The sequence below is a fragment of the Pelosinus sp. sgz500959 genome (genome assembly GCF_042610375.1).
Taxonomy (GTDB): Bacteria; Bacillota; Negativicutes; order DSM-13327; family DSM-13327; genus CTSoil-075.
This window is the reverse complement of record NZ_JBGJZL010000012.1, coordinates 15,648-40,837: the sequence shown is the minus strand read 5'-3', so window position 1 is coordinate 40,837 and position 25,190 is coordinate 15,648. Positions and strand designations below refer to the sequence as shown.

Below are 25,190 nucleotides of genomic sequence, written 5' to 3'. Positions count from 1 at the left end.
TACGCAAGATTAGACACCTTTAGTAGTTAGTATATTGATTTGTTGTTGAAAGATGCAGTAGTTAGCAATAGACCGAATTTTAGTTTGTAATTTACTATATCATAAAAGTAAAGCTCGTAGTAGAGTCTTCACCGCTTTAAATTATCTGAGAAATTATGCATATGGTTATTTATCCTATGACAAATTAACTTCTATTAGAAAAAAGGTAAATGAGTAACCCTACGTATGGAGTTAATCATTTACCTTTTCTTTTCGTTTATAGTAACATAAGTTGCTGTAATTTATCTTTTGTATGATCATCTACAGGTAGTTGAATCGTGATATATGCACCCTCTATTTCTGTAGATTTAAAGCAAATGTAACTTAAGTATAAGTTTCCTACTATGGGATGATGTAAAAGTTTTTGACCTTCTGGTGTTCCCATAATACCTTGATCATTCCACCATTTATTGAAGATGGAATTTTCTCGATTGAGTTCATTGATAATCTCATTTATTTGATGATCATGTTCATAATAGCTATAATTTGCTCTTAATTGTTCAACACGTAATTTAGAATGTCCTTCCCAATTATCTAATAGTTCCTTTAAATAATCATCATTAAAAGTTCTCCAAACAGAATTTCTTTCTTTCTCATTCATTTCTTCATAATTGCCATAAACTTTTAAAGTTGCTTTATTCCATCCAATCATTGTCAATTTGCTATCGGTAACATAAGCGATATTCGGATTTTGATTATCTAAAAATTGTTGTAATGTCTTAGAAATTGTCATGGTAGTAACGTCTTCCACAGGTAATTTTTTATCAGACAAATTAAACAAATATCTTTTTTCTTCACTATTTAATTGTAATATTCTACTCAAAGAAAGTAACACATCGACTGAAGGATTAACATTTTGTCCTTGTTCAATGCGCACATACCAGTCAATACTTACTCCTGCCAAATCAGCAACTTCTTCTCTTTTTAGTCCTTCCACTCTTCTTTTTTTATCTAATTTGAGTCCAAATTGTTCTGGCCTTAATGTAGATCTTTTCTTTTTCAAAAATGCTCCGAGTTCTTTATTTTTAGGTATCATCGTGATCCCCCTTTATTTATGTTTATAGTTAGATAGTAATAATGATGTTTGCAATTTATAAGGGGATTCTACAAATGAATCATATACGATAAACATAGCATTATTTATCATATGATGACCACGGTTCTATTTAAAATGACATTTTAATTATACACTATCATCATAACGTAAAGAAAGGAAGATGTATCAATGAATAAGGATTCAAATAGCAAAAATTTTTCAAAAAAAATGTTAGTGGTGTTGACATTTATATGTACAATTGTCATCGCTAACCTATATTATGACCAAGTGTTACTTACCAATATTTCTAAAGATTTTTTTATACCTATTTCATCATCGGGTATACTTCTAACAGCCATACAGCTAGGTTACACAGTAGGATTATTATTTATTGTACCATTAGGAGATAGGTATAGTCGAAGATTACTCATCATTTTAAGTATTGCCTGTTCAGCAGTGTTATTGTTTTTGATGACTTTAGCATCAACATTCAATTTAATGGTCATTATGGGATTTTTAATGGGTCTTTCCAGTGTTACGGCGCAACTTATCATTCCATTTGTTTCATCAAGTATTTCAGCAGAAAAACGCGGTGTCATCGTCGGCCACTTGCTAACCGGCGTATTCCTAGGAGTCCTATTAGGTAGAGTGCTGGGCGGAGTGATTGGTGAATTATTAGGTTGGAGAGCTGTCCATGAAATTGCAGCAATCGTCTTATTGTTTTTGGCAGTCTATTTATTCTATACGCTTCCAAATGATACTATAAAAAAAGAAACCTCATATAAAAATATTATCTTATCACTAGCTCCATTATTAAAAAAAGAGAAAGTTTTAAAGGAAACAATAGTGTTTGGGGGTACTGCATTTTGTGCGTTTAATATCTTTTGGGTTTCATTATCTTTGATTTTAGAAAATTCCCCCTATAACTATGGTAGTGCCATGGTTGGAATCTTCGGATTTGTAGGTATTGCAGGTGCATTAGCTGCTGGATTTACAGGTAAATTAACAAATAGTAAAAAAGTAGGTTTATGGAATGTTCTTGCTTTGACGATCATGTTTATATCTTTCGTAGTTTTAGGTATTGGATGGGATTATTTTTCAATTCTTATTTTTGTAACATTTACTTTAGATGTTGGTTCAAGAATGAATATGTCACTAAACCAAGGACGGATTTATAAACTTAATCCACAAAATCATAGTCGATTAAATTCACTTTATATGGTTGGGTATTACTTGGGAGGATCACTTGGATCTTATATAGGCACCTATGTCTATCATCCATTTGGGGTGCGAGGAATTATGATTGTAAGCTCTATTGTACTTTTAATCGCATATATCTATTATTTAATGACTAATGGATTTTCAAATCAAGAAAACTGCAATAAAACACTAAATGCATCATAAAAATAAGGATATTAGTAAGTTAAGTATATGATAATTTATCCTATGATAAATTATCTTCTATTTAAAAAAATGATTTAATTATATACTAACCTCATAAGAATATATTTCTATCAAAATTACTATGAACTAAAGGAGAATCACTATGAATTTAACAAGCGTAAATAAAGAAAAATGTATTAGATGTGGATTTTGTGTAAATGTGTGTCCAGAACAGGTATTCATACTTGGAGAGGATGGTCCAGAAGAAGTTTGTCCTGAGAACTGTCTTGCCTGTGGTCATTGTGTAGCTGTTTGTCCAAAGGAAGCTATGGACAACATAAAAACACCATTAGCCAATCAGGTCAGCGCAAAAAAATTCCCTAAATTAAGTCCTGAGGAGGCAGGAAATTTTCTTCGTTCAAGACGTTCCATTCGCTCTTATAAAGAAACTCCTGTTTCACGAGAAAAATTAATCGATCTTGTTAATATTGCCCATTTTTCTCCATCTGGGCATAATTTACAAGGCATATCCTATAGTATCATCGACGATAGGAAACTACTTGATCAAGCAGTTAAACTTGTTGCGGAAGAATTTGAAAAGGATAATTTATTAAGCGAATTTATTAAACCTTACCGTGAGAAAGGAATTGACACTATTTTACGCGGAGCACCTTGTCTTATCCTAGCAACTGCTGATATCAATTTCCTACGAGGAAGGGAAAATTCTATTTTTTCATTAACGTATTTGGAATTATATGCACCAACACTTGGATTGGGTTCATGCTGGGCTGGAGTATTTGAAAGAATTGCATGTAGGGATAATTCTCCATTACTTACATTATTTAATATTCCTAAAGATAAGAAAATTACAGGTGCTGTTATGGTAGGGTATCCCAAATATACGTATCCAAGACTAGTGGACAGAAATCCCTTAGAATTTACTTTTGTGGATAGATAATAGTTATAGCTGCATAGTCCCTCTCACCTACTTACTTATTTTTTGCAGATTTAATGTGGACACGTCTGCTAAATGATAAAAGGGCACCTATAGCTGCGAAAGACGCACCAATACCCAATGCCGTATGATATCCCGTAAGAAAGGCATTAGCTTTCTGCTCTAGAGTGGGTGAATAAATTCCTGCTAAAAGCCCAGCCTGCTTCCACTGGAGGATAGAAACAGATATGGCAACTCCACAGACTTGTCCAACACTTCTCACTAAAGAATTGATGCCTCCAGCTGTTCCCAATTTGACAGGCGGTACTGAACTCATCACGCTATTATTGTTAGGCGATTGAAATAAACCATTACCTAAACCTAGGATAGCTTGTCCTGCTGCAACTTCCCACAATGCAGAAGCAGTATGAAGCATGGCAATCCAAATCAGTCCTAACATGATTGCCGTAAGACCGATTGTGCTTAATAAGGCTGGATTTACACGCTCTGATAAATAACCGCTGATTGGCGCAACAATAATTAGCACAATAGGAAATGGTGTTATTAACAGACCAATTTGAGAAGGACTTAAGTTTAGAATACTGCTTAGATAAAAAGGAAGTAACATCGTATTAGAAAATACAGCCATATAAGATAACAAGCCTGTTATATTCCCTGATAGAAAAGCCCAATTATTAAACAAACCTAAATCAATCATTGGAAAAGGCTCGTGTTTTTCATGATAAATAAATACACTAAAAGATAGAAGGGAAACAATAGCTAAGGTTATCACTGTAATCGTAAACCAGCCCCATTCTTCACCGTGACTTACAACTAATAAAAAAGAGGTCATGCCAAGCGTAAATAATATAGCACCTAAGTAGTCAAATTTTTCACCCTGGCGGCGTTCATCTTTGACTAAAATGAAATAGCTTGCCAAGAAACCCACGATACCGATAGGAATATTAACAAAGAATATCGATTCCCACCCAAAGGTATCTACTAAAAACCCACCAATACTAGGTCCTGTCATTGACCCAAGGGCCACAATCATCCCAACTAACCCAAGTGCTCTGCCTCTTTCTGGTCCAGGAAAGGCCGCCGAGATAATGGCAGGAGCATTAGCCATTATCATTGCTGCTCCTACCCCCTGCGCAATCCTTGCTATTATAAGTAAACCAATATGTCCCGATACCCCACAAAAAATAGAACCTAATGTAAAAGCAAGTAAGCCAGTATTATAGACGAGACGTCGACTGAGCATATCCCCCAATCGACCAAATAGAGGCAGCAAACAACAAATGGATAACAAGTATGCCGATACAACCCATTGAACAAGAGACAAGCTTACGTTAAGGTTTCCAGCAATTTTGGGAAGTGCAACATTGACAATACTAGAATCAAGAGTTGCCATAAAAGTACCTACTGAAGTTACACTAAAAATCAGCCATGGATAAAAGGACTTTTTCTGTAGCGTCATATATCGAAATCTCTCCTCTAATTGTGGCTATTAGGCCACGTATTACAACTTTTTCAAATTCGACAGATCATCACTGTAGACTATAGGATCATTGTCAAAGTACTTTTTTATTAGGTTTCCATTTTAGTATTAATTCCCTTGATCACTATAAATTATTATAGGCATCATATTATAAAAGCACGACCTCCATATCATCAAGTAAATTTATAATCCCTCTGCCTATAAAGGGCTTATTAGGCCAACATAAAATACACATAGCCGCTCCCTTACGGAGCGGCTATGTGTATTCCTTACTATTTTATAGGTAACTTCCCGGGCGGTAATACAGTACAATCTGGAAAAGTGGCAAACTCTTTCTCAGGGCCAGGAGGGCTATAGATGGCTAAAAGCTTTAACTGTTCCCACCCTGTATTATAGGTTTCATGAAAAACTCCAGGCGGGATATGTACTAACATACCGGGAACAAGGGGCTGCTTCTCATCTTCAACAGATTGTTCTCCTTCCCCAGAAATACAATATAAAATTTCTTCAACACCAGGATGATTATGGGATGAATGCCCCTTTCCGCTTTCTAAGATAACTACCCCTGCACTAAATCTGACGGCATCTGTTATTCTAGGTTCACTCATCCATTTTAAGTTTCCCCAATCAAACATCTGAGTCTCAACTTCCTCAGGTCGAACAATTCGTTTACCTTTTGTCATAAAGATATTCCTCCCTCCAAATTAAGTAATTTAAACATTTATATTTTTAAAGGCTTCTGCTTGTTGCTTTATTCCAACTTCTGTAGCAAATCTTTCAATGCTTGAAGCTCCGAAGAAACCTGCAACCCCTTTCGTTTTATAAAGTACATAATGAGCATCTTCAGGTTCAGCAATGGGACCACCATGACAAATGACTAATATATCAGGATTTACAGATTTTCCTGCATCACATATTCCTTGCACTTTCTTTACACAATCATCTAAGGTTAACGCTGTTTTAGCCCCAATCGTCCCCTTCGTTGTTAAGCCCATATGCGCAACTAAAATATCAGCTCCAGCTTTGGCCATTTTTATTGCTTGTTCTTCATCAAACACATAAGGTGTTGTCAGTAAATCAAGTTCATGTGCTTTTCTTATCATATCTACTTCTAAATCATATCCCATGCCAGTTTCTTCAAGATTAGCTCTAAATACGCCATCGATTAATCCGACGGTTGGAAAATTCTGAACGCCTGAAAACCCTGCATCCTTTAATTGTTTTAGAAAAACCTCCATTAACCTAAAGGGATCTGTGCCGCAGACACCTGCAAGAACAGGAGTATGTTTGACGACAGGCAGTACTTCTGAGCCCATATCTACAACGATTTGATTTGCATCTCCATAGGAAAGTAACCCTGCTAAGGAGCCGCGGCCAGCCATTCTGTATCGGCCAGAATTATAAATAATAATGAGATCTACTCCGCCTGCTTCGCCGCTTTTTGCCGAAATTCCGGTTCCTGCTCCTGCTCCCAAAATAATTTTACCACTTGCAACCTCTGCCCTGAGTTTTGCTAATATCGCGCTACGAGTAATTGCCATTTTCAAACGACCTCCTTGTTATTATTTTTCATAAGTTCAACTAATTTTTGAGCGGCTGCGATGGCGAACTTCTGATCATTAATATCGCAATCCATTTCGATCAACTCGACCACTTCTCTATCAATCTGTTCTCTTAATGTAGAAAAAAGCATTTCATCTTCATCGGCACCATAAAATGGTTGACCCTTAACATCAATCATAGAAACACCCCTTAATGGTAGCATAAGCACTGTAGCAGATTTCGATCTATTTAGTTTTTCTGATAATATCAAGCCTAGTTGTCGATTTTCTTCTATATTCGTACGCATTAAGGTTACTGTTGGATTATGTTTGTATAAATTTCTACCTTGAAATTCTTTAGGAACGGATTCAATGCCAGCAAAATTAACCATATCTAAGGCTCCTGTTGATACAACTTGGGGAATCTTACAACGTCCTGCCGCCTCGAGTCTATGCGGACCTGCATTTAAAACACCGCCTACCAATTCATCACACCATTCAGTCGTTGTAAGATCTAAAACACCGTCAAAGAAACCAGATTCTATAAGAGTTTCCATGGTTTTTCCACCAGTACCTGTGGCGTGGAAGATAATAACTTCGAATCCTTCCTTTTCTAAATATTCTCGCACATAATTAATACACGGGGTCGTTACACCAAACATTGTTGCAGCAATTAGTGGTTTTTTCTCAATCTTATGCGTGTATTCAAACTTCACCATACCCACGATTGCAAAGGCTGCATTGATAAAGATTTTGTTTGAGATCGAATTAATGCCCGCGACATCTACGATAGAGGGATACATAATGACGTCGCTGGTTCCAACATATTGTGCAGTATTACCTGAAGCTACGGTGGAGACCATTATCTTGGGCACACCGATAGGTAAAGCCCGCATTGCCGGGGTAACAATTGCCGTACCACCGGTGCCGCCAAACGAGATGATACCATCAAATTTCCCCTCAGCATATAATTGAGGGACAAGGTTCTTCATTCCTTTCGCAAGTATTTCAGTCGCTAACGATCGATCCTTCTGTGCTGCAATTTCTTTAATGTCTGCTCCAGCGGCCTTGGCAACGTCTTCATTGGAAACATCAGGAACAAACAGAGGTTCAAAGACACCACAATGGATCGTGAAGGTATTTACACCTAATCCTTGGATGATTTCTCTCACATAAGCATACTCTGTTCCTTTTGAGTCAAAAGTACCTACAATTGCAATTGTTTTCAATGTGATAACCTCCTCATTAAAGAAAAATATTCGGAATAACAAGTATGTCTCTCTTACTAAAAGAATACTGTTTATTCCGAATATTGTACATGTATCTAGATATGATATTTATGTCCTTTTGTATCATTGACATAGTCACGAGGCGAATGACCTGTTTGTTTTTTAAAGGCTTTGCTAAAATGAGCGTAATCATTGTAACCGATTAAAGAGGCAATCTCAGATAACGCTATTTTTTTACTCTTCATAATCTCCATAGCCTTATTGATTCTATATCTGCTTACGTATTCAGGAAAAGTACACCCCACTTCTTTCTTAAACAAAACACTTAAATAAGTTCTAGAGATATGAGATTCGATTGCTAAATCGCTAAAGGAAATCTTGGTCATATAATTTTGCGCCACATATTCTTTTACAAAGGTAATGTAATCATAATACTCTGTGATTCCCACCAGCATTTTAGTCAGCAAATCGTCTTTTTCGATCTGCCCAGTCATTTTAAATTCACGAGTAATGTTGGTTATGGCTATCTCCGACGGAATTCGTTCAAAAGAAGACCCGCCCAAATAGCCCATTGCATCCGTATTATCATACATATACTTAACATCGAGGGGAGAATTGATCGGGCCGCCGTAGATCATCTTTATCACTCCGGACTTCATTTCATCGCATACATTAAAGATCCCTTTTGCCACTTTTGTTGCAGCCTCAAGAGAAAGTGTCTTTTTTGCACCGAGTATTCCTCCTTTAGTAACCCCTAAATGAGCACAAATAACATCGGCACCAGCAGTAATCATTTTCTTAGCTTGTAGTTCGTCAAAAACAAAAGCAATTGAAAATATGCCTTTCCGATTGGCGATTCTAATGGCTTCAACTTCATGATCATAAGATAGCCCCTCTTCTTCGAGAGCTTCTCTAAACTGTCCATCAATCATTCCAACAGATGGATAATTATTGATCCCTGAGAACCCCTTTGCACGTATTTCCTCAATATATCTTTCTAAATCGATGGTCGGATCAGTAGCACAAAGTCCAAAGACGACAGGAATATTTTTCACAATTGGAATGATCTCTCTTGATCCGAATTCCATGACAAGTTGATTACAATTAGCAAAGGGTAACAGACCTGCAATAGAACCGAGCCCCATTTGTCTGAATCGACCAGAGTTTAGTACTAATATGAGATCTGCCCCTCCTTTAGCAGCATATTTAGCAGAAAGCCCTGCACCAACTGCCACACCAATAACATGTTCTTTTTCTTTAATCTGAGCTCTTAATCTATCTAGTATTTGTTTCCGCTCAAAAGCCATCCTAGGCACATCCTTCTAACAAAATAACGACAACAAAACAGGTATTATATTTCAGATTTTCTAAGCACGCATTTGCGACAATCATGTTAACCTTACTACTTTATATTCGTCATGGTAACAACAAAACTCCTGCTGAATACTTGTATAAATTTGGCAGGCTATTACTAAAGGAAGATAAGCCTCTCACCGATCTCTAAGTAGCCATCAGGTAGGATTAGCAGTCCTTGTGCTCGTAATGGAAGTAAATTATATGCTGAAATAAAAGAATGTCAACATGAAGTGACAAATGATAAAATCCAACTGCCATTTGCAGGAAAAGATTGTATAATATCGAATTGTATCAATAATTACCAAATCACTTTTTTAGATCGCTTAATGAAAAAAGATAATGAGACTTTTATAGATGGTGAAAGTATCACTATCTTTGAATGGAAGGTGAGAAATTGTCAGAGATAATTGAGGACTATATCATGAATCTCAAGGTGGCGGACAAGCAACTGGAACAAATAATCAATCTTCGGCAAGAAGTAGATAGAGATTATCAAATCGAACTGCCATTTACATTTATCTTAGACAAAAATTATCGTTTTCTTTACACGAACATCGCTTACCGTTTATTATGGGGGATGGAACCCGAGTCATTGATCAGTAAGAATAGCTTGCAATTAGGATTTGATACTGAGCAATTTACCCATATAAAAACCATTCTCGACAGCGTGTTTGATAAAGGTAAAACCCTTAAATTTATTAAGTACATCGATCTCCCCAATCGTGGAAAAAGAGCCTTTGAAACTGTAGTAACCCCTTTATATAATAATCTGAATGAAATAGAGGCCGTTATTTCTACAGCAATGGACATTACCGAAAGACTAATAATTGAAGAGGAAAAAGGAAAACAGAAACAACTTTATGAAAATTTAGTCGAAAATTCCCCCGATATAATCGCTCGTCATGACAGGAATCATCGTTATTTGTTTGTCAACTCTGCCCTAGAACGCATCACAGGAATTGCACCCTCTGAATTGATTGGAAAAACATTTGATAACATCGGTTTTCCAGAAGAAATCTGGCGATTGTGGTCTGATCGATGTGAAGAAGTCTTTGAAACAGGCAAGATCGTTACATTCGATACTGAATTTTTGTCACCGAAGGGTGTCATTAAACTTGAAACTATTTTAATACCCGAGCGTGACAAAAAATATAATATCGAAACGATTCTGGCTATATGCCGTTTAGGTCCTAGACAATTAAAGCACGCTATGACCGAATTAGAACAAGCGATTAAGAAGCTTCGAAAAGAAAAGCAGGATTTTGCAACTATAATTGACAACATCCCTATGATAATCAGCCGTTTCGATAAAGATCTTCGACATATTTATGTTAGCCCAGCGTCAGAAACCCTTTGTGGAGTAAAAGCCGAATTGTGCTTGGGAAAAACCTGGCATGAAATGGGAATGGCTGAGACAGTATACTTACCCTTTCAAAAATTTTACGAAGAGGTATTTAGCACTGGTCTTACTGCGGAATTTGAAACTAAATTTCCTAATGCCCTAGGCGAAATGGCATATTTTCAAACTTTAGTTATACCGGAGATGGATGACCTTGGTCAGGTCCAAACAGTTTTGTCGATCTCGCAGGATATCACAGAAAAAAAGAGAGCAGAAGCGGAAATGTCAAGACTGGATAGATTGAACCTCATCGGTGAAATGGCTGCCAGCATTGGCCATGAAGTCCGTAATCCATTGACTACAGTACGCGGATACCTTCAGTATTTTCAGAAGAAAAAAGATACGATCGAATACCGTGAACAATTCAAAATCATGATTGATGAATTAGACAGATCTAATCTCATAATCAGCGAATTTTTATCCTTAGCCAAAAACAAGGCTGTTGAATTTAAACTCTACAACTTAAATACCATTATAAGCACGCTTTTCCTACTTATACAGGCTGATGGATTTCGTTTTGGACACAACGTACAAATTGAAATGGGTAATGTTCCCGATATTAACTTGGATGAGAAAGAAGTTCGACAACTACTCCTCAACCTGACGCGAAACGCCTTTGAAGCTATGAAATTTGGAGGGGTACTTACAATCCAATCTTACGTCGATGGGAGTAATGTAATGCTGGCTGTCAGTGATACTGGCGGAGGAATACCACCGAGAATTCTTGATAAAATAGGAACACCCTTCTTAACGACAAAGGAAGACGGTGTCGGACTAGGACTAGCAGTCTGTTACCGAATTGCCCATCGCCACGGTGCAAAAATTGATGTCAAAACTTCTTCGCAAGGCACGATCTTCTTGATTGCCTTTCAAATATAAATTTGAAATTTTCATTATATTCCATTGAATAATTGGACCTTCATAACCTGTCCCAGTGATTCTTTCCTCTCTTATAGTGTGTTCTGACTAAAAAATGAGGCAGTATTTATACTGCCTCATTTGCATTTTATATCCCACTATTCGCTTTCCACCTTATTAAATGAATAATTTTCAGTCTCCTTATTTACTTTTCTTTTTCTGAGATCATCAAGCAAGGTATATACAACTGGGACAACTACTAATGTTAAAATAGTTGAAGTAATTAGCCCGCCAATAATCGCATGAGCCATAGGAGCCCGGGATTCGGCTCCTGGTCCTATTCCTAAGGCTAATGGAAGCATCCCAAAGATCATAGCTGTTGTTGTCATGATAATTGGACGCATTCGGACAACAGCTGCTTCAACCAATGCTTGATTGCGTTCGATACCTTGTTCCATGCGCTGTTTAGCAAAGTCAATGAGCAAAATGGCATTCTTAGTTACAAGACCCATAAGCATAATAATCCCAATTAGAGACATCATACTGAGCATACTATGGGCAAGGAGTAGTCCAAGGATTGCTCCAATAATCGCCAGAGGTAATGCTAACATGATGGCAAATGGATCAATATAACTTTCAAATTGAGCGGCCAGTACAAAGAAGATGAACATAACTGCCATTGCCAGCGCCATCAAAATCCCTTTAAAAGCATCAGCCATTTGTTGTGATTGACCAGTGGCTAAAAATTTATATCCTTCCGGAAGCTTCACTTCGGCTAATTTTTTGTTGAGTACTGTATTGAAATCACCAAGGGAAGCTCCACTTAGGTTTGCTGAAATGGTGATTTGTTCCTGCCGATCATAACGTTTGATTTGTGTGGGACTTGTTGCATATACCATCTTAGTTACCTGTGATAAGGGAACCATAACTGGTTGTCCATTTTTATCTCGATTAGAGCTTGCAGCATAAATATTATTTACATCTGATAAGCTCTTACGGTCACCAGGTGCTAAGATCAGACGCACATCATAAGAATCATTGTCATCTCGATACTGTGTTACAATGGTTCCGTTAAACATGGTTTGCAAGGTACTGGCAAGATTTGAAGTGGACACGCCAAGATCAGAAGCCTTATCTCTGTTAACTACAATTTGCGCATCAGGTTTCCCAGCTTCATAGCTTGAAGAAACATCAATTGCGCCAGGCGTACTCATCACAATTTGCTCTACCTGTTCAGCAATTTCAGCTAACGTATCCAAAGATGTTCCTTGAATCACAAGCGATATTGGCTTACCGCCTGACATACCTGATTTTTTGGAAACACTGACCTCTACCCCAGCAATCCCGCCTAATTTTTCGCGTAGCATTGTCGCAATTTGATTGTCGGTGATCTTACGTTCACTTTTAGGTGTTAACTTTGTCAAAATATTAATATTGTTTATATCCGCAGAACTATAGGTCAACGTAACTTCTGGTATCGTGCGGATAATTTGGGACATGTTATCAGCAATTTCGCCGACAGCTTGCGGACTCTTACCAGCATCGACAGTAGCCGATACTGTAATCTCTCCAGCATCAGAATCAGGAACAAAGGTCGAACCGAGAAAGGGTACTAGTAGTAAACTACCTACAAATAACGCAGCTGACAGAACCATTACTTTCTTGCGATGTTCTAAGGAACGTTTTAGAAATTCTCCGTAACGTCCTGTCCAATATTCAAATTTTTCATTCCATTTTTCCCACGTTTTGCCTAACTTACTCTTAGAGTCCTGATGACTGCCGGTTAAATATTTTGCCGACAGCATAGGAGTCAGTGTAAAAGCAACAAATAATGAAACCAAAACACTGACTGCCACCGTAATACCAAATTGTTTGAAAAACTGTCCTACAATACCTGTCATCATACCCACTGGCAAAAATACGGCTACCAATGTAAGAGTTGTAGCGGTAACAGCCAAACCGATTTCCTCTGTCCCTTCGGAAGCAGCTTTATTTTTTTCTTTCCCCATCTCAAGATGACGCACTATATTCTCGATAACAACAATCGCGTCATCAATTAAAAGTCCTACTGCTAGGGATAAGGCTAATAATGACATGGTATTAAGTGTATAATTTAATATTTTCATAGCTAAAAAGGAAGTAATAATCGAGGTCGGAATGGCAATAGCTGCGATCATTGTACTACGCCAATTCCCAAGAAATAAGAATACAATGGCAACCGCCAAAAAACCACCTAGAACCAAATTAAATAATACGTCATGGATGGAATCATTAATATTTTGGGAATTATCACGTACCATAATAAGTTCCACACCGGAAGGCAAATCTTTTTTGATATTTTGCAATTCTTTCTTTGCATTTTCAACAACTTGCACTGTGTTACTGCCCGATTGTTTCATAATATCAAGACCGATAGCTGTTCTATCATTCAGTCTTGTTACAGAAGTTACATCTTTTGTTGTATCCTCAACTTCAGCAATATTATTTACGTAGAGTTGTACTCCATTCCTCTGAGCGATGGGAATAGTAAGCAACTCATTCGGCGAGGAAATATTACCTATGGATCGTAAACTAGTTTCACGTTTGCCGTCAGTTACCTTACCGCCTGGAGTGTCCATATTTTCACTGCGTATACTGGCCAGCACTTCAGAAACGGTCAAATTATAGGCAGCAATTTTGTTACTATCCATATTGATTTTTATTTCGCGATCCACCCCGCCCTGAACATTGACCGCCGCTACTCCGTTAATTGCTTCTAGTCTCTTTACAACGATATCATTAGCGATAATGGTTAACTCTCGTGGGCTGAGGTTACCTGTCACTGCAATAGAAGCAACGGCTGTATCAGATGGGTCAAACCTCGAGACAATTGGAAGATCTGCGTCATCAGGCAAGACACCTTGCATTCTGCCTACTTTATCACGGACATCTTGTGCAGCAGTTGCTGCTGACGTTTCAATAGTGAACTGGATAACTGTCGTGGATACCCCTTCTTTTACAGTAGATGTTACATGATCAATCCCTGGAACAACACTGACTGTTTCTTCAACTTTTTGGGTGATCTTCGATTCAACTTGTTCTGGTGATGCACCAGGATAATTGACAGTAACGGCTACAACTGGAATTTCAACATTCGGATATTCATCCACATTTAAGGATACATAACTAAATAATCCTAAAACGACCAGGGCTAGAATTGTCACTGTGGCGAATACTGGGCGTTTTAAGCTAATCTCTGTCAATATCATGGCTCTCTCCCCTATTCTACTATTCTAACTACATCGCCGTCTTTAAGCTGGCTGACATTGCTAACAGCTACCTTACTACCTGACGGTAAGCCTGATTTAATTTGAATAACTTCACCTGTAGTATTACCAATCTCCACTTGGTGACGTACCGCCTTATCATTCTCCACAGTAAACACATAGTAGATCCCCTGTTTTTGAATGACCGCCCCTTGAGGAACTGTCAAAATCTGTATAGCATCACCTGTGGCTAGCTGTACTTTACTAAACATGCCAGCTTTTAAGGCACCATCTGTATTATCAATTTTGATCTTAGTACGGAACATACGATTGGTCGTACCAGCCTCAGGATTGATTAGATCAACAATTCCCTCAAATTTTTTGTTATCATAGGTATCAACTGTCACATCGGCTTTCTGGCCAACTTTAACCAAAGACAAATCCTTTTGCTCAATATTAATAACCGCATATACCTGGCTAATATCCTGAACAGCCATGAGCGGTGTACCAGGAGAAACAACCTGACCAACAGTTGCTGTTACGTTAGCAACCACACCATCCACCGGCGCTGCAATGATACCATAACCATACTGTTCTTTAGCATTACTCTGACTAGTCGTTGCACTTGATAAATCGGCCTCTGCAATTCTTTTCTTTGCCTCAGCATTATCTAGAGTTTGCTGAGATATGGCTCCTTGGCTATATAGAGTTTGATAACGTTGATAGTCACTCATTGCCAAGTCATAATTGACCTGAGCTTTAGTTACGGCATCCTGTGCGTTGCGTACAGAATTTCCTAGCTCTGCACTTTCTAATCTCGCTAAGGGATCACCAGCATTCACGTGCTGCCCTTCTTGTACCATGACTTGTTCAATACGTCCCGCCAGCTTTGTACTGACAATGGCCGATGTTTTTCCTTCAATTGATCCATTCAACATTAAATTAGGTACTGTATTTACAAGCTGCGCTTCTGTAGCTTTTATGCTTACCCCAGAATTAGTAGTCGACACCGTAGCCTTTCCATTTGAAAATGCACCGCTTCGAAATACTAAAAATAGTCCAATAAATATCACAACTGGAATAGTCCAATACTTTACCTTGAAACCTTTCATTATATAACCCTCCTCGTCAAAATTACGGCAGTTTAATTTAAGTAAATCATCTTGCTAAACATACCTACCAGTCGGTATGTTTAGGTTAAAGGAATATAATTACTCCTTTAAAGTATTGCTCCCAATAAGTTGCCAGAGACTGTCGATGATCTGTTTATGCATCACAGGGGTATTTAGGTGATTACCCAAAATATTCAGTCCGCTAGAAATGGACAGTATAATCATAGCCAATATATGAGCATCTAAGTCCTGTCTAATTTCTCCTGCATTTTGTGCGTTCTCTAATTTTTCCTTTATCTTCTCTTTTAATTCTAATTGACCATGGTCAATCCGATCTTGAATTTCTGGAAAATTATGCATGATTTCTAAGGCAAGATTTGCATTGCTCGCTCGATAATCCCCGTCTTTAATATTAAGTAAACGTCTAATGTATACTTCCTGTTCTCCGCCCAACATAAATTCTAGAATACCTCGAAAACTATTTTCCTTACTAAATAATTCGGCATATTTTATTTCAAAATGATCAAATAAATAATCAATAACTGAATGGAATAACTCTTCCTTGCTTTTAAAATAATGGTATATTCCACCCTTAGTAATTCCTATCTCATTTGCTACATCAACAAGAGATACGTTCCTGTATCCACGTAATAAAAATAGTCGCAAAGCAGCTATCATTATATTATCTTTGGTCATATGAAAATTCATCTCCTTTAAATACATACCTACCAGTCGGTATGTATTTATTATTACAAACTATTGAATGGTTGTCAATAATAATCGATTAAATTACAAGCACAATTGATATTTTTTTATAATACAAACCTCCTACCGAATTTATGTAAAAATTTGGTAGGAGGTTTGTATTACAAAATCTGAATGTCATTTTTTTATGATTATCTACGCCGAATGGCTCCTGTTGAGGCCGATGTTGCGTGGCTTCGATACAATTTCAAGAAAGAACTGTCCGTTTCTTGCCCAACATTGAATTGAAATTTTTCTCGGCGAGTTGATAATTCTTCCTCTGTGACATGCCAATGAATCTTTCTTTTTATTATATCAATTGAGATACTATCACCATTCTCAACTAAGGCTATAGGACCTCCTTCCGCAGCTTCGGGCGAAAGATAACCTACGGATAGACCCGCTGATGCACCAGAGAAACGGCCATCCGTGACCACAGCAATCCGACTAAACTTCATAGCAAGTTGTTCGCTAATTCGATGCATTTCCCTCATCCCCGGTCCACCGATTGGACCTTCATAACGAATGACAATGACATCCCCTTCTTGTATCTGATCATCGGTCTCCATAGCCGCCATACATTCATCTTGTCCATTAAATACCCTAGCCAGCCCTCTATACATTTTCAGTTCTTCCGGTACAGCAGAAGTTTTTACTACAGCCCCTTCTGGTGCTAAATTGCCCTCCAATACAGCTAGACCACTTTCTAATGAAAATGGTTGTGCAAACGGGCGAATGATCTTTCCATCGGCATTTTTTGCTCCCACCAATCGTTCACCCAATGTCTCACCTGTCACCATAGCTAGATCATTGTGCAAAATGGGTTGCAATTCATTCATCACTGCTAATACTCCGCCAACATGATATAAATCAGCCATTGTATACTCTAAGCTGCTTGGCGCGATACGGACAATAAGAGGCGTGACTCTACTAATACGATCAAAATCACGAAAAGTGACCGATGATCCGCACTCATGGGCAATCGCTGGTATATGGAGTACACTATTGAGAGAGCCTCCCATGGCTAATATGACAGAAATGGCATTTTCAAAAGCTTCTGGCACTAAAATATCTTTGGGACAAACTCCTTTTTCGACTAGTTCAATGATCGTTTTACCTGTTCGCTCAGCCAGTTCCTTACGTTCCTGACTCATAGCTGGGATACTTGCCGAACCAGGGAGGGTCATCCCTAATGCTTCAGCTACTACACACATAGTATTAGCTGTTCCAAGCAAGGGACAAATACCAGGTGTCGGATAATACTCCATTACCCTATCAAATAATTCTTCCTCAGTAACCTCGTCATGCAAAAAACTCTGACGAACTTTTTTAGATTCCCCTGGAGTTATTTTATTAATCATGGGTCCACCAGTAACCATGATCCCAGGAATATTAAGCCGCGCTGCTGCCATGAGCATACCAGGCACAATTTTATCACAAGAAGCAATCATGACCATTCCATCAAAAATTCCATGACCACGAATCACTGCTTCCACTGAATCAGCGATCAAATCGCGACTTGGAAGTACATATTTCATTCCTTCATGGGCATGGGCTATTCCGTCACAAATGGCAATGGTATTAAATTCTAGTGGCAATCCACCAGCCGCTATAATTCCTTTTTTCACATATTCAGCTAATTCTCGTAAATGACAGTGACCGGGAACAATCTCATTCCATGAGTTAACCACTGCAATAATGGGGCGCTTTAGCTCCTTATAAGACGTACCGCACGATCCTAAATGTACCTTTGCCATAGCTCGTTGATAGTTAGGTAATTTATCCAACGCTTTTTCAGAAAACTTCTCCATATTAGTCCCTCTCATTTAAATTTTTATAAATCGATTCTTATCTAAAAAAAATCAAAGAGTCCTCCCAACACTATGTCAAGTCGGTACTCTTTGATCCTGATACCTAAGTCTAGGGACAGGCTCATAATGAGCCTGCCCTTCAAGACCTTGTCATTCTATTTCATCTCGCTTCTAGCTTTAGCAATCTCTGCCAAAAACTGCTTAGCTGTTTCTGTAATGGAAGCATAGTCTCCTGTCTTAGCGCCGGCAGTCAAGCTACCACCTGCACCAACAGCGACAACGCCCGCTTTTATCCATTGTCCTACATTCTCAACACTGACTCCGCCTGTCGGCATAATAGGAGCTTGTGGCAGAGGCCCTTTAATCGCTTTCACCATATTCGGTCCAAAGGCATCACCTGGGAATAACTTAACAATATCTGAACCAGCTTCCATACATTCGATCACTTCTTTAATGGACATAGCGCCAGCCATGATAGGCACCTGATAACGATTGCATAATTTTACAGTCTCTACATTTAAACAAGGAGAAACAACATATTGAGCACCACTTAAGATGGCAATACGAGCTGTTTCTGAATCAAGTACGGTACCAGCACCAATGATCAGTTCAGAAGGAGAATAAGCCTTCGCTAAATCTTCCATAACATGATGAGCCCCAGGTACAGTAAAGGTCATTTCGATGGCCTGCATACCACCAGCTAAGCAAGCTTCAGCAATACGTTTAGCCTGATCACCTGTTTCGGCTCGTACTACAGCAACCAAGCCGGATTTACAAATTCGATCTAAAATTTGAATCTTTTTCATATAAATACCCCTTTTCTTTATCTTACTTTTAATAACAAATTACCTTTATTGAATAGAATAAAGCGGTTTTTGATTGGATAATACCCGCAGAACTTCTTCTGCAGCCATCATAAGTGTTCGTTCTACAGATTCTGCCGTAAACCCTCCGCTATGAGGAGTCATAACTACATTGGGAAGTTTCCAAAAACGTTGGTCAGTAAAAGGCTCAGAAGAAAATGCGTCTAAACCAGCTCCGCCAAGTTGCCCACTCTGTAATGCATCAAATAGAGCATTCTCATCAATTAAATCCCCTCGCGCTGTATTAATGATGCAGGCACTTTTTTTCATGCGTGAAATAGCTTCAGCATTAATCATACCGCGAGTTTCTCCTGAAGAAGGCAAATGGAGAGAAATATAATCTGCTTCCTGATAGATTTGATCGACATCTACATAGCGTACTCCATATTTTTCTATTAACTCTTCTTTGGGATACAAATCATAAGCTAAGATATTCATACCAAAAGCAGCACAACGTTGAATCAAATGACTACCGATAGCACCCGTTCCCATCACTCCTATGGTCTTGCCGAATAGTTCAGAACCTGGAACACGTGTCCACTTCCCATCCCGAATGTTATCATCCATCAAATGAACTTTACGAGCCAAAGCAATGATGAAAGCAAAGGCCAACTCACAAACGGAAATACTGTTCGCTCCTGGGGTAACAGTAACTGTCACCCCATGCTTTTTTGTTGCTTCCAGATCAATATTATTATATCCAGCGCCATTGCGAGCAATCACTTTCAGGGAGGGAGCCCCAGTTTCAATGACAGCGCTGCTTATTTCATCCAAACCAGCAATCAAGGCATCTACGCCTTGCATCAAGGAACATAACTCCTTAGCCGTATATGGTTTCTCTGGTTTTTGTACCCGTAGCTCGTGTCCAGCCTGTTCCAGCAAGTCCTGAGCTTTTTTACAGCTGCTAAAAGAACGAGGTGTTGTTAAAATTACTGCCATCTCTCTTTTCCTCCTTACATTTCGTTGCGTTGAAAATCAGCAATCATCTTAAACTGTTCTTGTAAATTCCAATAAATCTGTTCATAGATGTTATAAAGTTTTTCATATGAAGCATGATTGCCCTCATTAGGACGGAATACTTTTTTGATGCCTACCATTTCAGCGGCTATATCAATGCTAGATACCATTCCTAATGTATAAAATCCTAAAATAGCGGCTCCAAAAGCGGCTCCTTCTTCTACATTGGGTACACAGATTTCCCGCCCCAATACATCGGATAAAATTTGCAGCCAAACTTCCGAGCGAGTGAAACTTCCACTAACACGAATTTCTTCGGCTTTTCCAGTAATATCTTCCAAAGAAAGTAAGACACTTTTCATGCGATAACAGATACCTTCTAGCACCGCGCGAATCATATGACGTTTGTCATGATTGAGAGTTAAGCCGAAAAATACGCCTCTAGCATCTGCATTCCAATAGGGGGCACGCTCACCAGTAAAAAACGGTAAGATGATGAGGCCATTGGAACCCGCAGGTACTTTTTCTGCATAGTTAGCTAATAAAGCATAAGAATCAAGGCCTAATTTTTCTGCCACCCTTTGTTCTGTTTCCGCAAATTTATCCTTAATCCAGCGGAAAGAAATCCCACCATTATTAATAGCGCCCCCTAACATCCAGCGCTCTTCTGCCAAGTTATAACACCAAGTTCTTCTCTTTTCATCCGTTTTAGGTTCATCCGCTGCCATTCTAATGGCGCCACTCGTTCCGATCGTTATATTAATTTGCCCTTTTTTTACCGCACCTACTCCAACGTTAGCTAACATTCCATCGCCGGCACCGATAATAACAGGTAAACCAGCGGGTAACCCTAGCCGCTGAGCCATTGTCTCCTCCAGAGGGTACTGGGTGGTCGTAGGCACTACTGTAGGCATTTGCTCTTTTGAAATTTCTAGTAATTTTAGAATTTCCTCATCCCATTCCAGGCTCTGTAGATTGTAGCATCCAGTTCCACTGGCAACAGACTTATCCACAACCCTCGTGCCCGTAAAACGATGGAAAACGAAATCCTTAATCGTACCAAAATAAGCAGTTTTGGCAAATAGTTCTGGCTTTTGTTGTTTAAACCAATAAATCTTAAGCAGTGAATACATTGGATGCATCGGGCAACCTGTACGATGATAGGAAGCAACTGTATCCAATTTTTCTTTAAATTCCTCAAGAAAAATTTGTCCACGGGTATCTGCCCATGTCATTAAACGACTTAAAGGTCGTCCATCTGCACCAATTGCCAAAAAGCTATGCAATACTGAGCTGAAGGCCACTCCTTTAACTTGCGAAGCCTCTTCTTTTAGCAACTTTACTGTTCTAGTTACAACAGCCTCTAGTGCCATCACAATTGTACCCGCATCCTGTTCCGCAACCCCTGACTGATCAGTAAACAGTGGGTATTCTTCCGTCTGAATGGCAGTAGCACTACCATCCAGGCGGTAAGCGACGGAACGAATACCAGTCGTACCAATATCAACACCAATCATAATTGATTGAGTCATTTTCACACCACCATTGTTATTGTATTTAAATCAGGTTTTATACTACTACTTGGTGTAATGTGCGCTCTTTTAGCAACACTCTCATACTTTATTTAATATATATTGCTGTATGGCAAACCCCACACCGCACTCCGTATTTTCTTTAGTTACGTAGACGGCCTGTTCCTTTAACTCTTCACAAGCATTTCCCATTGCGATGCCCAATCCTGCTGATTGTATCATGGCTAAATCACTACCTTCATTGCCAATAGCCATAACCTGTTCCAATGAAATATTAAAATGTTGGCAGAGACTCTTAAGGGCTGTTCCTTTGCTGACAGTATGCTCTACAATTTCCAGTCCTCGATCAGTATCACGGATCACTTTAAAATAATTAGACCAGTTCTTTAAAGTTTCCCGTGCTTCTTCAATTCGTGAAGGTTCATCAAATATTGCCAACCTGAGAAGGGACATCTCTAAAGCTCTTAATTGTTTTTTTCCTACAGCTGTATATGGAACGTTAAAAACTTTGGAATAACGTTGCGTTACTTCATCATCTTCCTGAACAAATAATCGATTTTTGCTATAGGCTTTAACATAGTAATCCTTTTCTTCAAACGCCATTACCATTTCCTTGAAAATGATTAAATCGATTGGTCTTTCCAGTAGAATTTCTCTTTCTTGCATATCGGATACATAAGATCCACTTAGAGAAATGAGCGGGATTTTGATCCCCAATTGTTGGGCATAAGGCAACATTGAGCACAAAGGACGTGCCGATGCTAATGTAACAAGCACACCTTTAGACATGATTGCTTGGATTGCTTTTACATCATCTTCATGAATCTGCTTATCTTCATTTAATAAAGTCCCATCTAAATCGAGTGCTACTAAACGGATATCTGAATATCTCATTTATCAAATCACCTCAACTAAAAAACTGTTCCATAATTTCGAGATGTACGTTCTTCTTACGTATTTTAACGTCACGTTAACTTAAGGACAAATAAACATAACGTTATAATAAGCAATATAAAAGGTACACCTCGATTTTTTTAAGCAGCTTCTGACTGATTAATAGTCTCTCTTTTAGTTTACAATCCAGCTCGAAGTTTCTTTATTATCAATTACACGTTTTAATTCACGTAGTAATAAGTAGGGCGTCATACGGAAAGTATCATTAGTGGCACCAGCTAGATGTGGTGTAAGAGTTACATTTTCCATGCTAAGCAAAGGATGATTTTCGGCAATTGGCTCTGTCCAGAATACATCTAGAGCTGCTCCGCCAATACGACGTTCTTGAAGAGCTTCAACCAGAGCGTTTTCATCAATTAAGCCTGCCCTGGCAGTATTGATAATATAAGCAGTAGGTTTCATCCACGAGAAAGCTTCCTTGCCAATAAGTCCAGTCGTCTCTGCACTCAGCCGTGCATGGATACTAACAAAATCAGATTCTTTACATAACTCTTCCAAAGAAACTTTTTTTGCCCCAAATTCTTGTAGTACTTCTTCGCTCACAAAGGGATCATAAACGACTATATTTACATTAAATGTTGATAATTTTTTTGCTACTAAACGAGCAATATAACCAAATCCAACTAACCCTATTGTCTTATCTTTCATATCACCCATAAATCCAGAGTTAGGGTATTTCTTTTTCCATTCTCCTTGTACGAGAGCAGCATGTCCACGAGCTAAATTACGCAGTTCACATAACATCAAAGCTACGGTAAAATCAGAAACAGCCTCAGCATTACGTCCCATGGTTTTCATCACTTTAGTACCATTGTCTGTAGCTGCCTTTACATCAGCATTCTCTGTTCCTGCCCGGCAAACTCCAATATAGGAAGCCTTACTGGAAGCAATGAGTTCTGCATTAATCGGCGTATGATGGGTAATCACCACATCAGCATCTTTAATTGCCTCATTTAATTCCACTGGTGGTTTACCAGCACTAGGTCCAAATTTTTCCACTTGACTGCGCAAGAACCAAAATTCTTCTTCACTAGCCGGTTTCCAGTCTACCCCATTCACATCTACGCTATCACCAAATACATCATGCACTGCTTTTCCCAGAGTTTCCGCTGATATCATTGGATCGCCTACAACTAAAAATTTCATAAATTAGTTCCTCCCAATTTGAGTTTCTTCAATTTTATAGTTTATATCTTTCACTGATGTATACAAATGCTTGTATACATTCTCATAAATTTTCCGGTATTCCAGATGCCTAGCCTCATCAGGTTCATAAATCAGTTCTGTGCGTTCAATTTGCTCAACAGCATCCGTTGCATTTTTGTAAATCCCTGCCCCAAGACCTGCAAGCATGGCTGCTCCTAGAGTAACAACTTCAGGAATATCCAGACAAATAATCCTTTTTCCTAATATATCCGCCTTCATTTGCATCCAAAAGGCTGATTTCGTTGCTCCGCCAGCGACGTGAATCGACTGCACCGCCTGTCCAGTCACTTTCTCCATCTCTTCAATAATTAAGGTAGCCTCAAAACAAAGTCCTTCTAGAATGGCTCTTGCCATGCAATCTCTAGTATGGAAGGTCGTTAATCCGAAGAAGGCACCCTTTGCTACAGGATCAGCGCCAGGGGTATATTTCCCCCTAAAGTGGGGTAACATAAAGAGTCCTTTAGATCCTAATGGAGCTTGCTCAGCTTCATTTAGCACCTTATCATAATTTTCTTTGGCGATTTCTTTACAGAACCATTCTAGAATGCAACCTGAAGAAATAACCTGTCCAGCTACATAATATTTATCATCAGCCACATAATTCACACAAGTAAAATTGGTGTCAATCGTACTTACATTAATCGCCGGCTGATCAACAACCATCAGAATTTGCTCACTGGTACCAATAGCACATAAAACATGTCCTTTGTCTACCGTACCACAGGCAAAGGCTCCACAGACATAATCCATACCACCAGTAAATACGGGTACACCTTCTGCTATCCCCGTACCCTTAGCTGCTGTAGGAGTAATATGTCCCACCAATCCTCCTGAAGGTTTAATCTCTGAACAAATTTCAAGTGGAATGCCTGCATGTTCTAAAATATCTTTATCCCAACACCGTTTTCTAAGATCAAGAGCCATAGTCCGACAGCCAACAGAAAGATCCACCGCTGCCTTACCAGTTAAACGATAAGCAATGTAATCCTGCATGGAAAGCCAATGTTTTACCCGTTTGAAGTCTTCGGGCATTTTGTCACGAATCCATTGCACTTTAGTGATTCCTGCCACAGGATTAGGGACAAAACCTGTTAACTCATAAGCTCGCTCAGCTCCAAAGGACTCATGCCACCATTTCGCAATGTCAGCAGTACGGGTATCAAACCAAGTAATCGATCGATGAATCCACTGATCATTTTCATCGAGCAGTACACTAGCTGCACCCATGCTAGCCACAGCAATGCCCACTACCTTCCCATCACTCAGTTCATTGATCACTTCTTGCAAGGCTTCCTGAGCTGCCTGCCAAATTTGATCAGGATCAAATTCAGCCCAGTTATTTTCAACATAGTAGGTTACAGTAGGACGGGAAGCGATCATATACAAAGCACCATTTTTAGTATAAGCTGCCGCTTTGCAATTGGTTGTTCCAATATCAATACCGATTAAATATTCCACTTATGTTCTTTCCTCTCTAAAGTTTGATGCAA

Annotated in this window: 19 protein-coding genes; 3 read left to right on the top strand and 16 right to left on the bottom strand. The window is 38.8% G+C overall.

The window, feature by feature from the left end; genetic code table 11:
- Positions 1 to 256 precede the first annotated feature (256 nt).
- On the bottom strand, positions 257 to 1,075 hold the full coding sequence (locus ACAN52_RS17225; RefSeq protein WP_378956183.1) for a helix-turn-helix domain-containing protein: 819 nt from the start codon (positions 1,073 to 1,075) through the stop codon (positions 257 to 259).
- Positions 1,076 to 1,264: 189 nt separating this feature from the next.
- On the opposite strand from ACAN52_RS17225, the gene ACAN52_RS17220 reads away from it, so the two are divergent.
- Positions 1,265 to 2,479, top strand: coding sequence for an MFS transporter (locus ACAN52_RS17220; RefSeq protein WP_378956182.1), 1,215 nt, complete (start codon positions 1,265 to 1,267; stop codon positions 2,477 to 2,479).
- A gap of 142 nt (positions 2,480 to 2,621) precedes the next feature.
- Positions 2,622 to 3,416 carry a nitroreductase family protein gene (locus tag ACAN52_RS17215; protein ID WP_378956180.1) on the top strand — a complete coding sequence of 265 codons (795 nt, stop codon included), beginning with the start codon at positions 2,622 to 2,624 and terminating at the stop codon, positions 3,414 to 3,416.
- Positions 3,417 to 3,447: 31 nt separating this feature from the next.
- Here the strand turns inward: ACAN52_RS17215 and ACAN52_RS17210 are convergent, their stop codons facing one another.
- The 5 genes from ACAN52_RS17210 to ACAN52_RS17190 form a co-directional block, all read right to left on the bottom strand.
- A complete protein-coding gene (locus tag ACAN52_RS17210) occupies positions 3,448 to 4,872 on the bottom strand; it encodes an MFS transporter (protein ID WP_378956179.1) in 1,425 nt (474 codons plus the stop codon).
- Positions 4,873 to 5,165: 293 nt separating this feature from the next.
- Positions 5,166 to 5,576 carry a cupin domain-containing protein gene (locus ACAN52_RS17205; RefSeq protein WP_378956178.1) on the bottom strand — a complete coding sequence of 137 codons (411 nt, stop codon included), beginning with the start codon at positions 5,574 to 5,576 and terminating at the stop codon, positions 5,166 to 5,168.
- A gap of 30 nt (positions 5,577 to 5,606) precedes the next feature.
- Positions 5,607 to 6,434: a phosphoenolpyruvate hydrolase family protein gene (locus tag ACAN52_RS17200; protein WP_378956177.1), complete on the bottom strand. Its 828-nt coding sequence runs from the start codon at positions 6,432 to 6,434 to the stop codon at positions 5,607 to 5,609.
- 2 nt (positions 6,435 to 6,436) lie between these two features.
- On the bottom strand, positions 6,437 to 7,663 hold the full coding sequence (locus ACAN52_RS17195; protein WP_378956176.1) for a Tm-1-like ATP-binding domain-containing protein: 1,227 nt from the start codon (positions 7,661 to 7,663) through the stop codon (positions 6,437 to 6,439).
- Between the two features lie 95 nt (positions 7,664 to 7,758).
- A complete protein-coding gene (locus ACAN52_RS17190) occupies positions 7,759 to 8,970 on the bottom strand; it encodes a phosphoenolpyruvate hydrolase family protein (RefSeq protein ID WP_378956175.1) in 1,212 nt (403 codons plus the stop codon).
- Between the two features lie 443 nt (positions 8,971 to 9,413).
- Here ACAN52_RS17190 and ACAN52_RS17185 point away from each other — a divergent pair, with 443 nt between their 5' ends.
- A complete protein-coding gene (locus tag ACAN52_RS17185) occupies positions 9,414 to 11,297 on the top strand; it encodes a PAS domain-containing protein (protein ID WP_378956174.1) in 1,884 nt (627 codons plus the stop codon).
- A gap of 137 nt (positions 11,298 to 11,434) precedes the next feature.
- Here the strand turns inward: ACAN52_RS17185 and ACAN52_RS17180 are convergent, their stop codons facing one another.
- The 10 genes from ACAN52_RS17180 to ACAN52_RS17135 form a co-directional block, all read right to left on the bottom strand.
- Complete coding sequence (locus tag ACAN52_RS17180; protein ID WP_378956173.1) at positions 11,435 to 14,524, bottom strand: efflux RND transporter permease subunit; 3,090 nt, start codon at positions 14,522 to 14,524, stop codon at positions 11,435 to 11,437.
- Between the two features lie 11 nt (positions 14,525 to 14,535).
- On the bottom strand, positions 14,536 to 15,633 hold the full coding sequence (locus ACAN52_RS17175) for an efflux RND transporter periplasmic adaptor subunit (RefSeq protein ID WP_378956172.1): 1,098 nt from the start codon (positions 15,631 to 15,633) through the stop codon (positions 14,536 to 14,538).
- Positions 15,634 to 15,732: 99 nt separating this feature from the next.
- A complete protein-coding gene (locus tag ACAN52_RS17170; protein ID WP_378956171.1) occupies positions 15,733 to 16,329 on the bottom strand; it encodes a TetR/AcrR family transcriptional regulator in 597 nt (198 codons plus the stop codon).
- A 200-nt stretch (positions 16,330 to 16,529) separates the two neighbouring features.
- Positions 16,530 to 18,188, bottom strand: coding sequence for a dihydroxy-acid dehydratase (gene ilvD / locus ACAN52_RS17165; RefSeq protein WP_378956170.1), 1,659 nt, complete (start codon positions 18,186 to 18,188; stop codon positions 16,530 to 16,532).
- 155 nt (positions 18,189 to 18,343) lie between these two features.
- Entirely contained in the window at positions 18,344 to 18,994 is a 651-nt protein-coding gene (locus ACAN52_RS17160) for a bifunctional 2-keto-4-hydroxyglutarate aldolase/2-keto-3-deoxy-6-phosphogluconate aldolase (RefSeq protein ID WP_378956169.1), read from the bottom strand.
- 45 nt (positions 18,995 to 19,039) lie between these two features.
- A complete protein-coding gene (locus ACAN52_RS17155; protein ID WP_378956168.1) occupies positions 19,040 to 19,990 on the bottom strand; it encodes a phosphoglycerate dehydrogenase in 951 nt (316 codons plus the stop codon).
- 14 nt (positions 19,991 to 20,004) lie between these two features.
- Positions 20,005 to 21,540 carry a gluconokinase gene (locus tag ACAN52_RS17150; protein ID WP_378956167.1) on the bottom strand — a complete coding sequence of 512 codons (1,536 nt, stop codon included), beginning with the start codon at positions 21,538 to 21,540 and terminating at the stop codon, positions 20,005 to 20,007.
- A gap of 81 nt (positions 21,541 to 21,621) precedes the next feature.
- A complete protein-coding gene (locus ACAN52_RS17145) occupies positions 21,622 to 22,434 on the bottom strand; it encodes a Cof-type HAD-IIB family hydrolase (RefSeq protein WP_378956166.1) in 813 nt (270 codons plus the stop codon).
- A gap of 174 nt (positions 22,435 to 22,608) precedes the next feature.
- A complete protein-coding gene (locus tag ACAN52_RS17140) occupies positions 22,609 to 23,640 on the bottom strand; it encodes a 2-hydroxyacid dehydrogenase (protein ID WP_378956164.1) in 1,032 nt (343 codons plus the stop codon).
- Positions 23,641 to 23,643: 3 nt separating this feature from the next.
- Complete coding sequence (locus tag ACAN52_RS17135) at positions 23,644 to 25,158, bottom strand: L-fuculokinase (RefSeq protein WP_378956163.1); 1,515 nt, start codon at positions 25,156 to 25,158, stop codon at positions 23,644 to 23,646.
- Positions 25,159 to 25,190 lie beyond the last annotated feature (32 nt).

Excerpts from the sequence above, each read along its gene's own strand:
- ACAN52_RS17225 (WP_378956183.1), bottom strand. The coding sequence starts at position 1,075 with ATGATACCTAAAAATAAAGAACTCGGAGCATTTTTGAAAAAGAAAAGA.
- ACAN52_RS17220 (WP_378956182.1), top strand. The coding sequence starts at position 1,265 with ATGAATAAGGATTCAAATAGCAAAAATTTTTCAAAAAAAATGTTAGTG.
- ACAN52_RS17215 (WP_378956180.1), top strand. The coding sequence starts at position 2,622 with ATGAATTTAACAAGCGTAAATAAAGAAAAATGTATTAGATGTGGATTT.
- ACAN52_RS17210 (WP_378956179.1), bottom strand. The coding sequence starts at position 4,872 with ATGACGCTACAGAAAAAGTCCTTTTATCCATGGCTGATTTTTAGTGTA.
- ACAN52_RS17205 (WP_378956178.1), bottom strand. The coding sequence starts at position 5,576 with ATGACAAAAGGTAAACGAATTGTTCGACCTGAGGAAGTTGAGACTCAG.
- ACAN52_RS17200 (WP_378956177.1), bottom strand. The coding sequence starts at position 6,434 with ATGGCAATTACTCGTAGCGCGATATTAGCAAAACTCAGGGCAGAGGTT.
- ACAN52_RS17190 (WP_378956175.1), bottom strand. The coding sequence starts at position 8,970 with ATGGCTTTTGAGCGGAAACAAATACTAGATAGATTAAGAGCTCAGATT.
- ACAN52_RS17180 (WP_378956173.1), bottom strand. The coding sequence starts at position 14,524 with ATGATATTGACAGAGATTAGCTTAAAACGCCCAGTATTCGCCACAGTG.
- ACAN52_RS17175 (WP_378956172.1), bottom strand. The coding sequence starts at position 15,633 with ATGAAAGGTTTCAAGGTAAAGTATTGGACTATTCCAGTTGTGATATTT.
- ACAN52_RS17170 (WP_378956171.1), bottom strand. The coding sequence starts at position 16,329 with ATGACCAAAGATAATATAATGATAGCTGCTTTGCGACTATTTTTATTA.
- ilvD (WP_378956170.1), bottom strand. The coding sequence starts at position 18,188 with ATGGAGAAGTTTTCTGAAAAAGCGTTGGATAAATTACCTAACTATCAA.
- ACAN52_RS17160 (WP_378956169.1), bottom strand. The coding sequence starts at position 18,994 with ATGAAAAAGATTCAAATTTTAGATCGAATTTGTAAATCCGGCTTGGTT.
- ACAN52_RS17155 (WP_378956168.1), bottom strand. The coding sequence starts at position 19,990 with ATGGCAGTAATTTTAACAACACCTCGTTCTTTTAGCAGCTGTAAAAAA.
- ACAN52_RS17150 (WP_378956167.1), bottom strand. The coding sequence starts at position 21,540 with ATGACTCAATCAATTATGATTGGTGTTGATATTGGTACGACTGGTATT.
- ACAN52_RS17145 (WP_378956166.1), bottom strand. The coding sequence starts at position 22,434 with ATGAGATATTCAGATATCCGTTTAGTAGCACTCGATTTAGATGGGACT.
- ACAN52_RS17140 (WP_378956164.1), bottom strand. The coding sequence starts at position 23,640 with ATGAAATTTTTAGTTGTAGGCGATCCAATGATATCAGCGGAAACTCTG.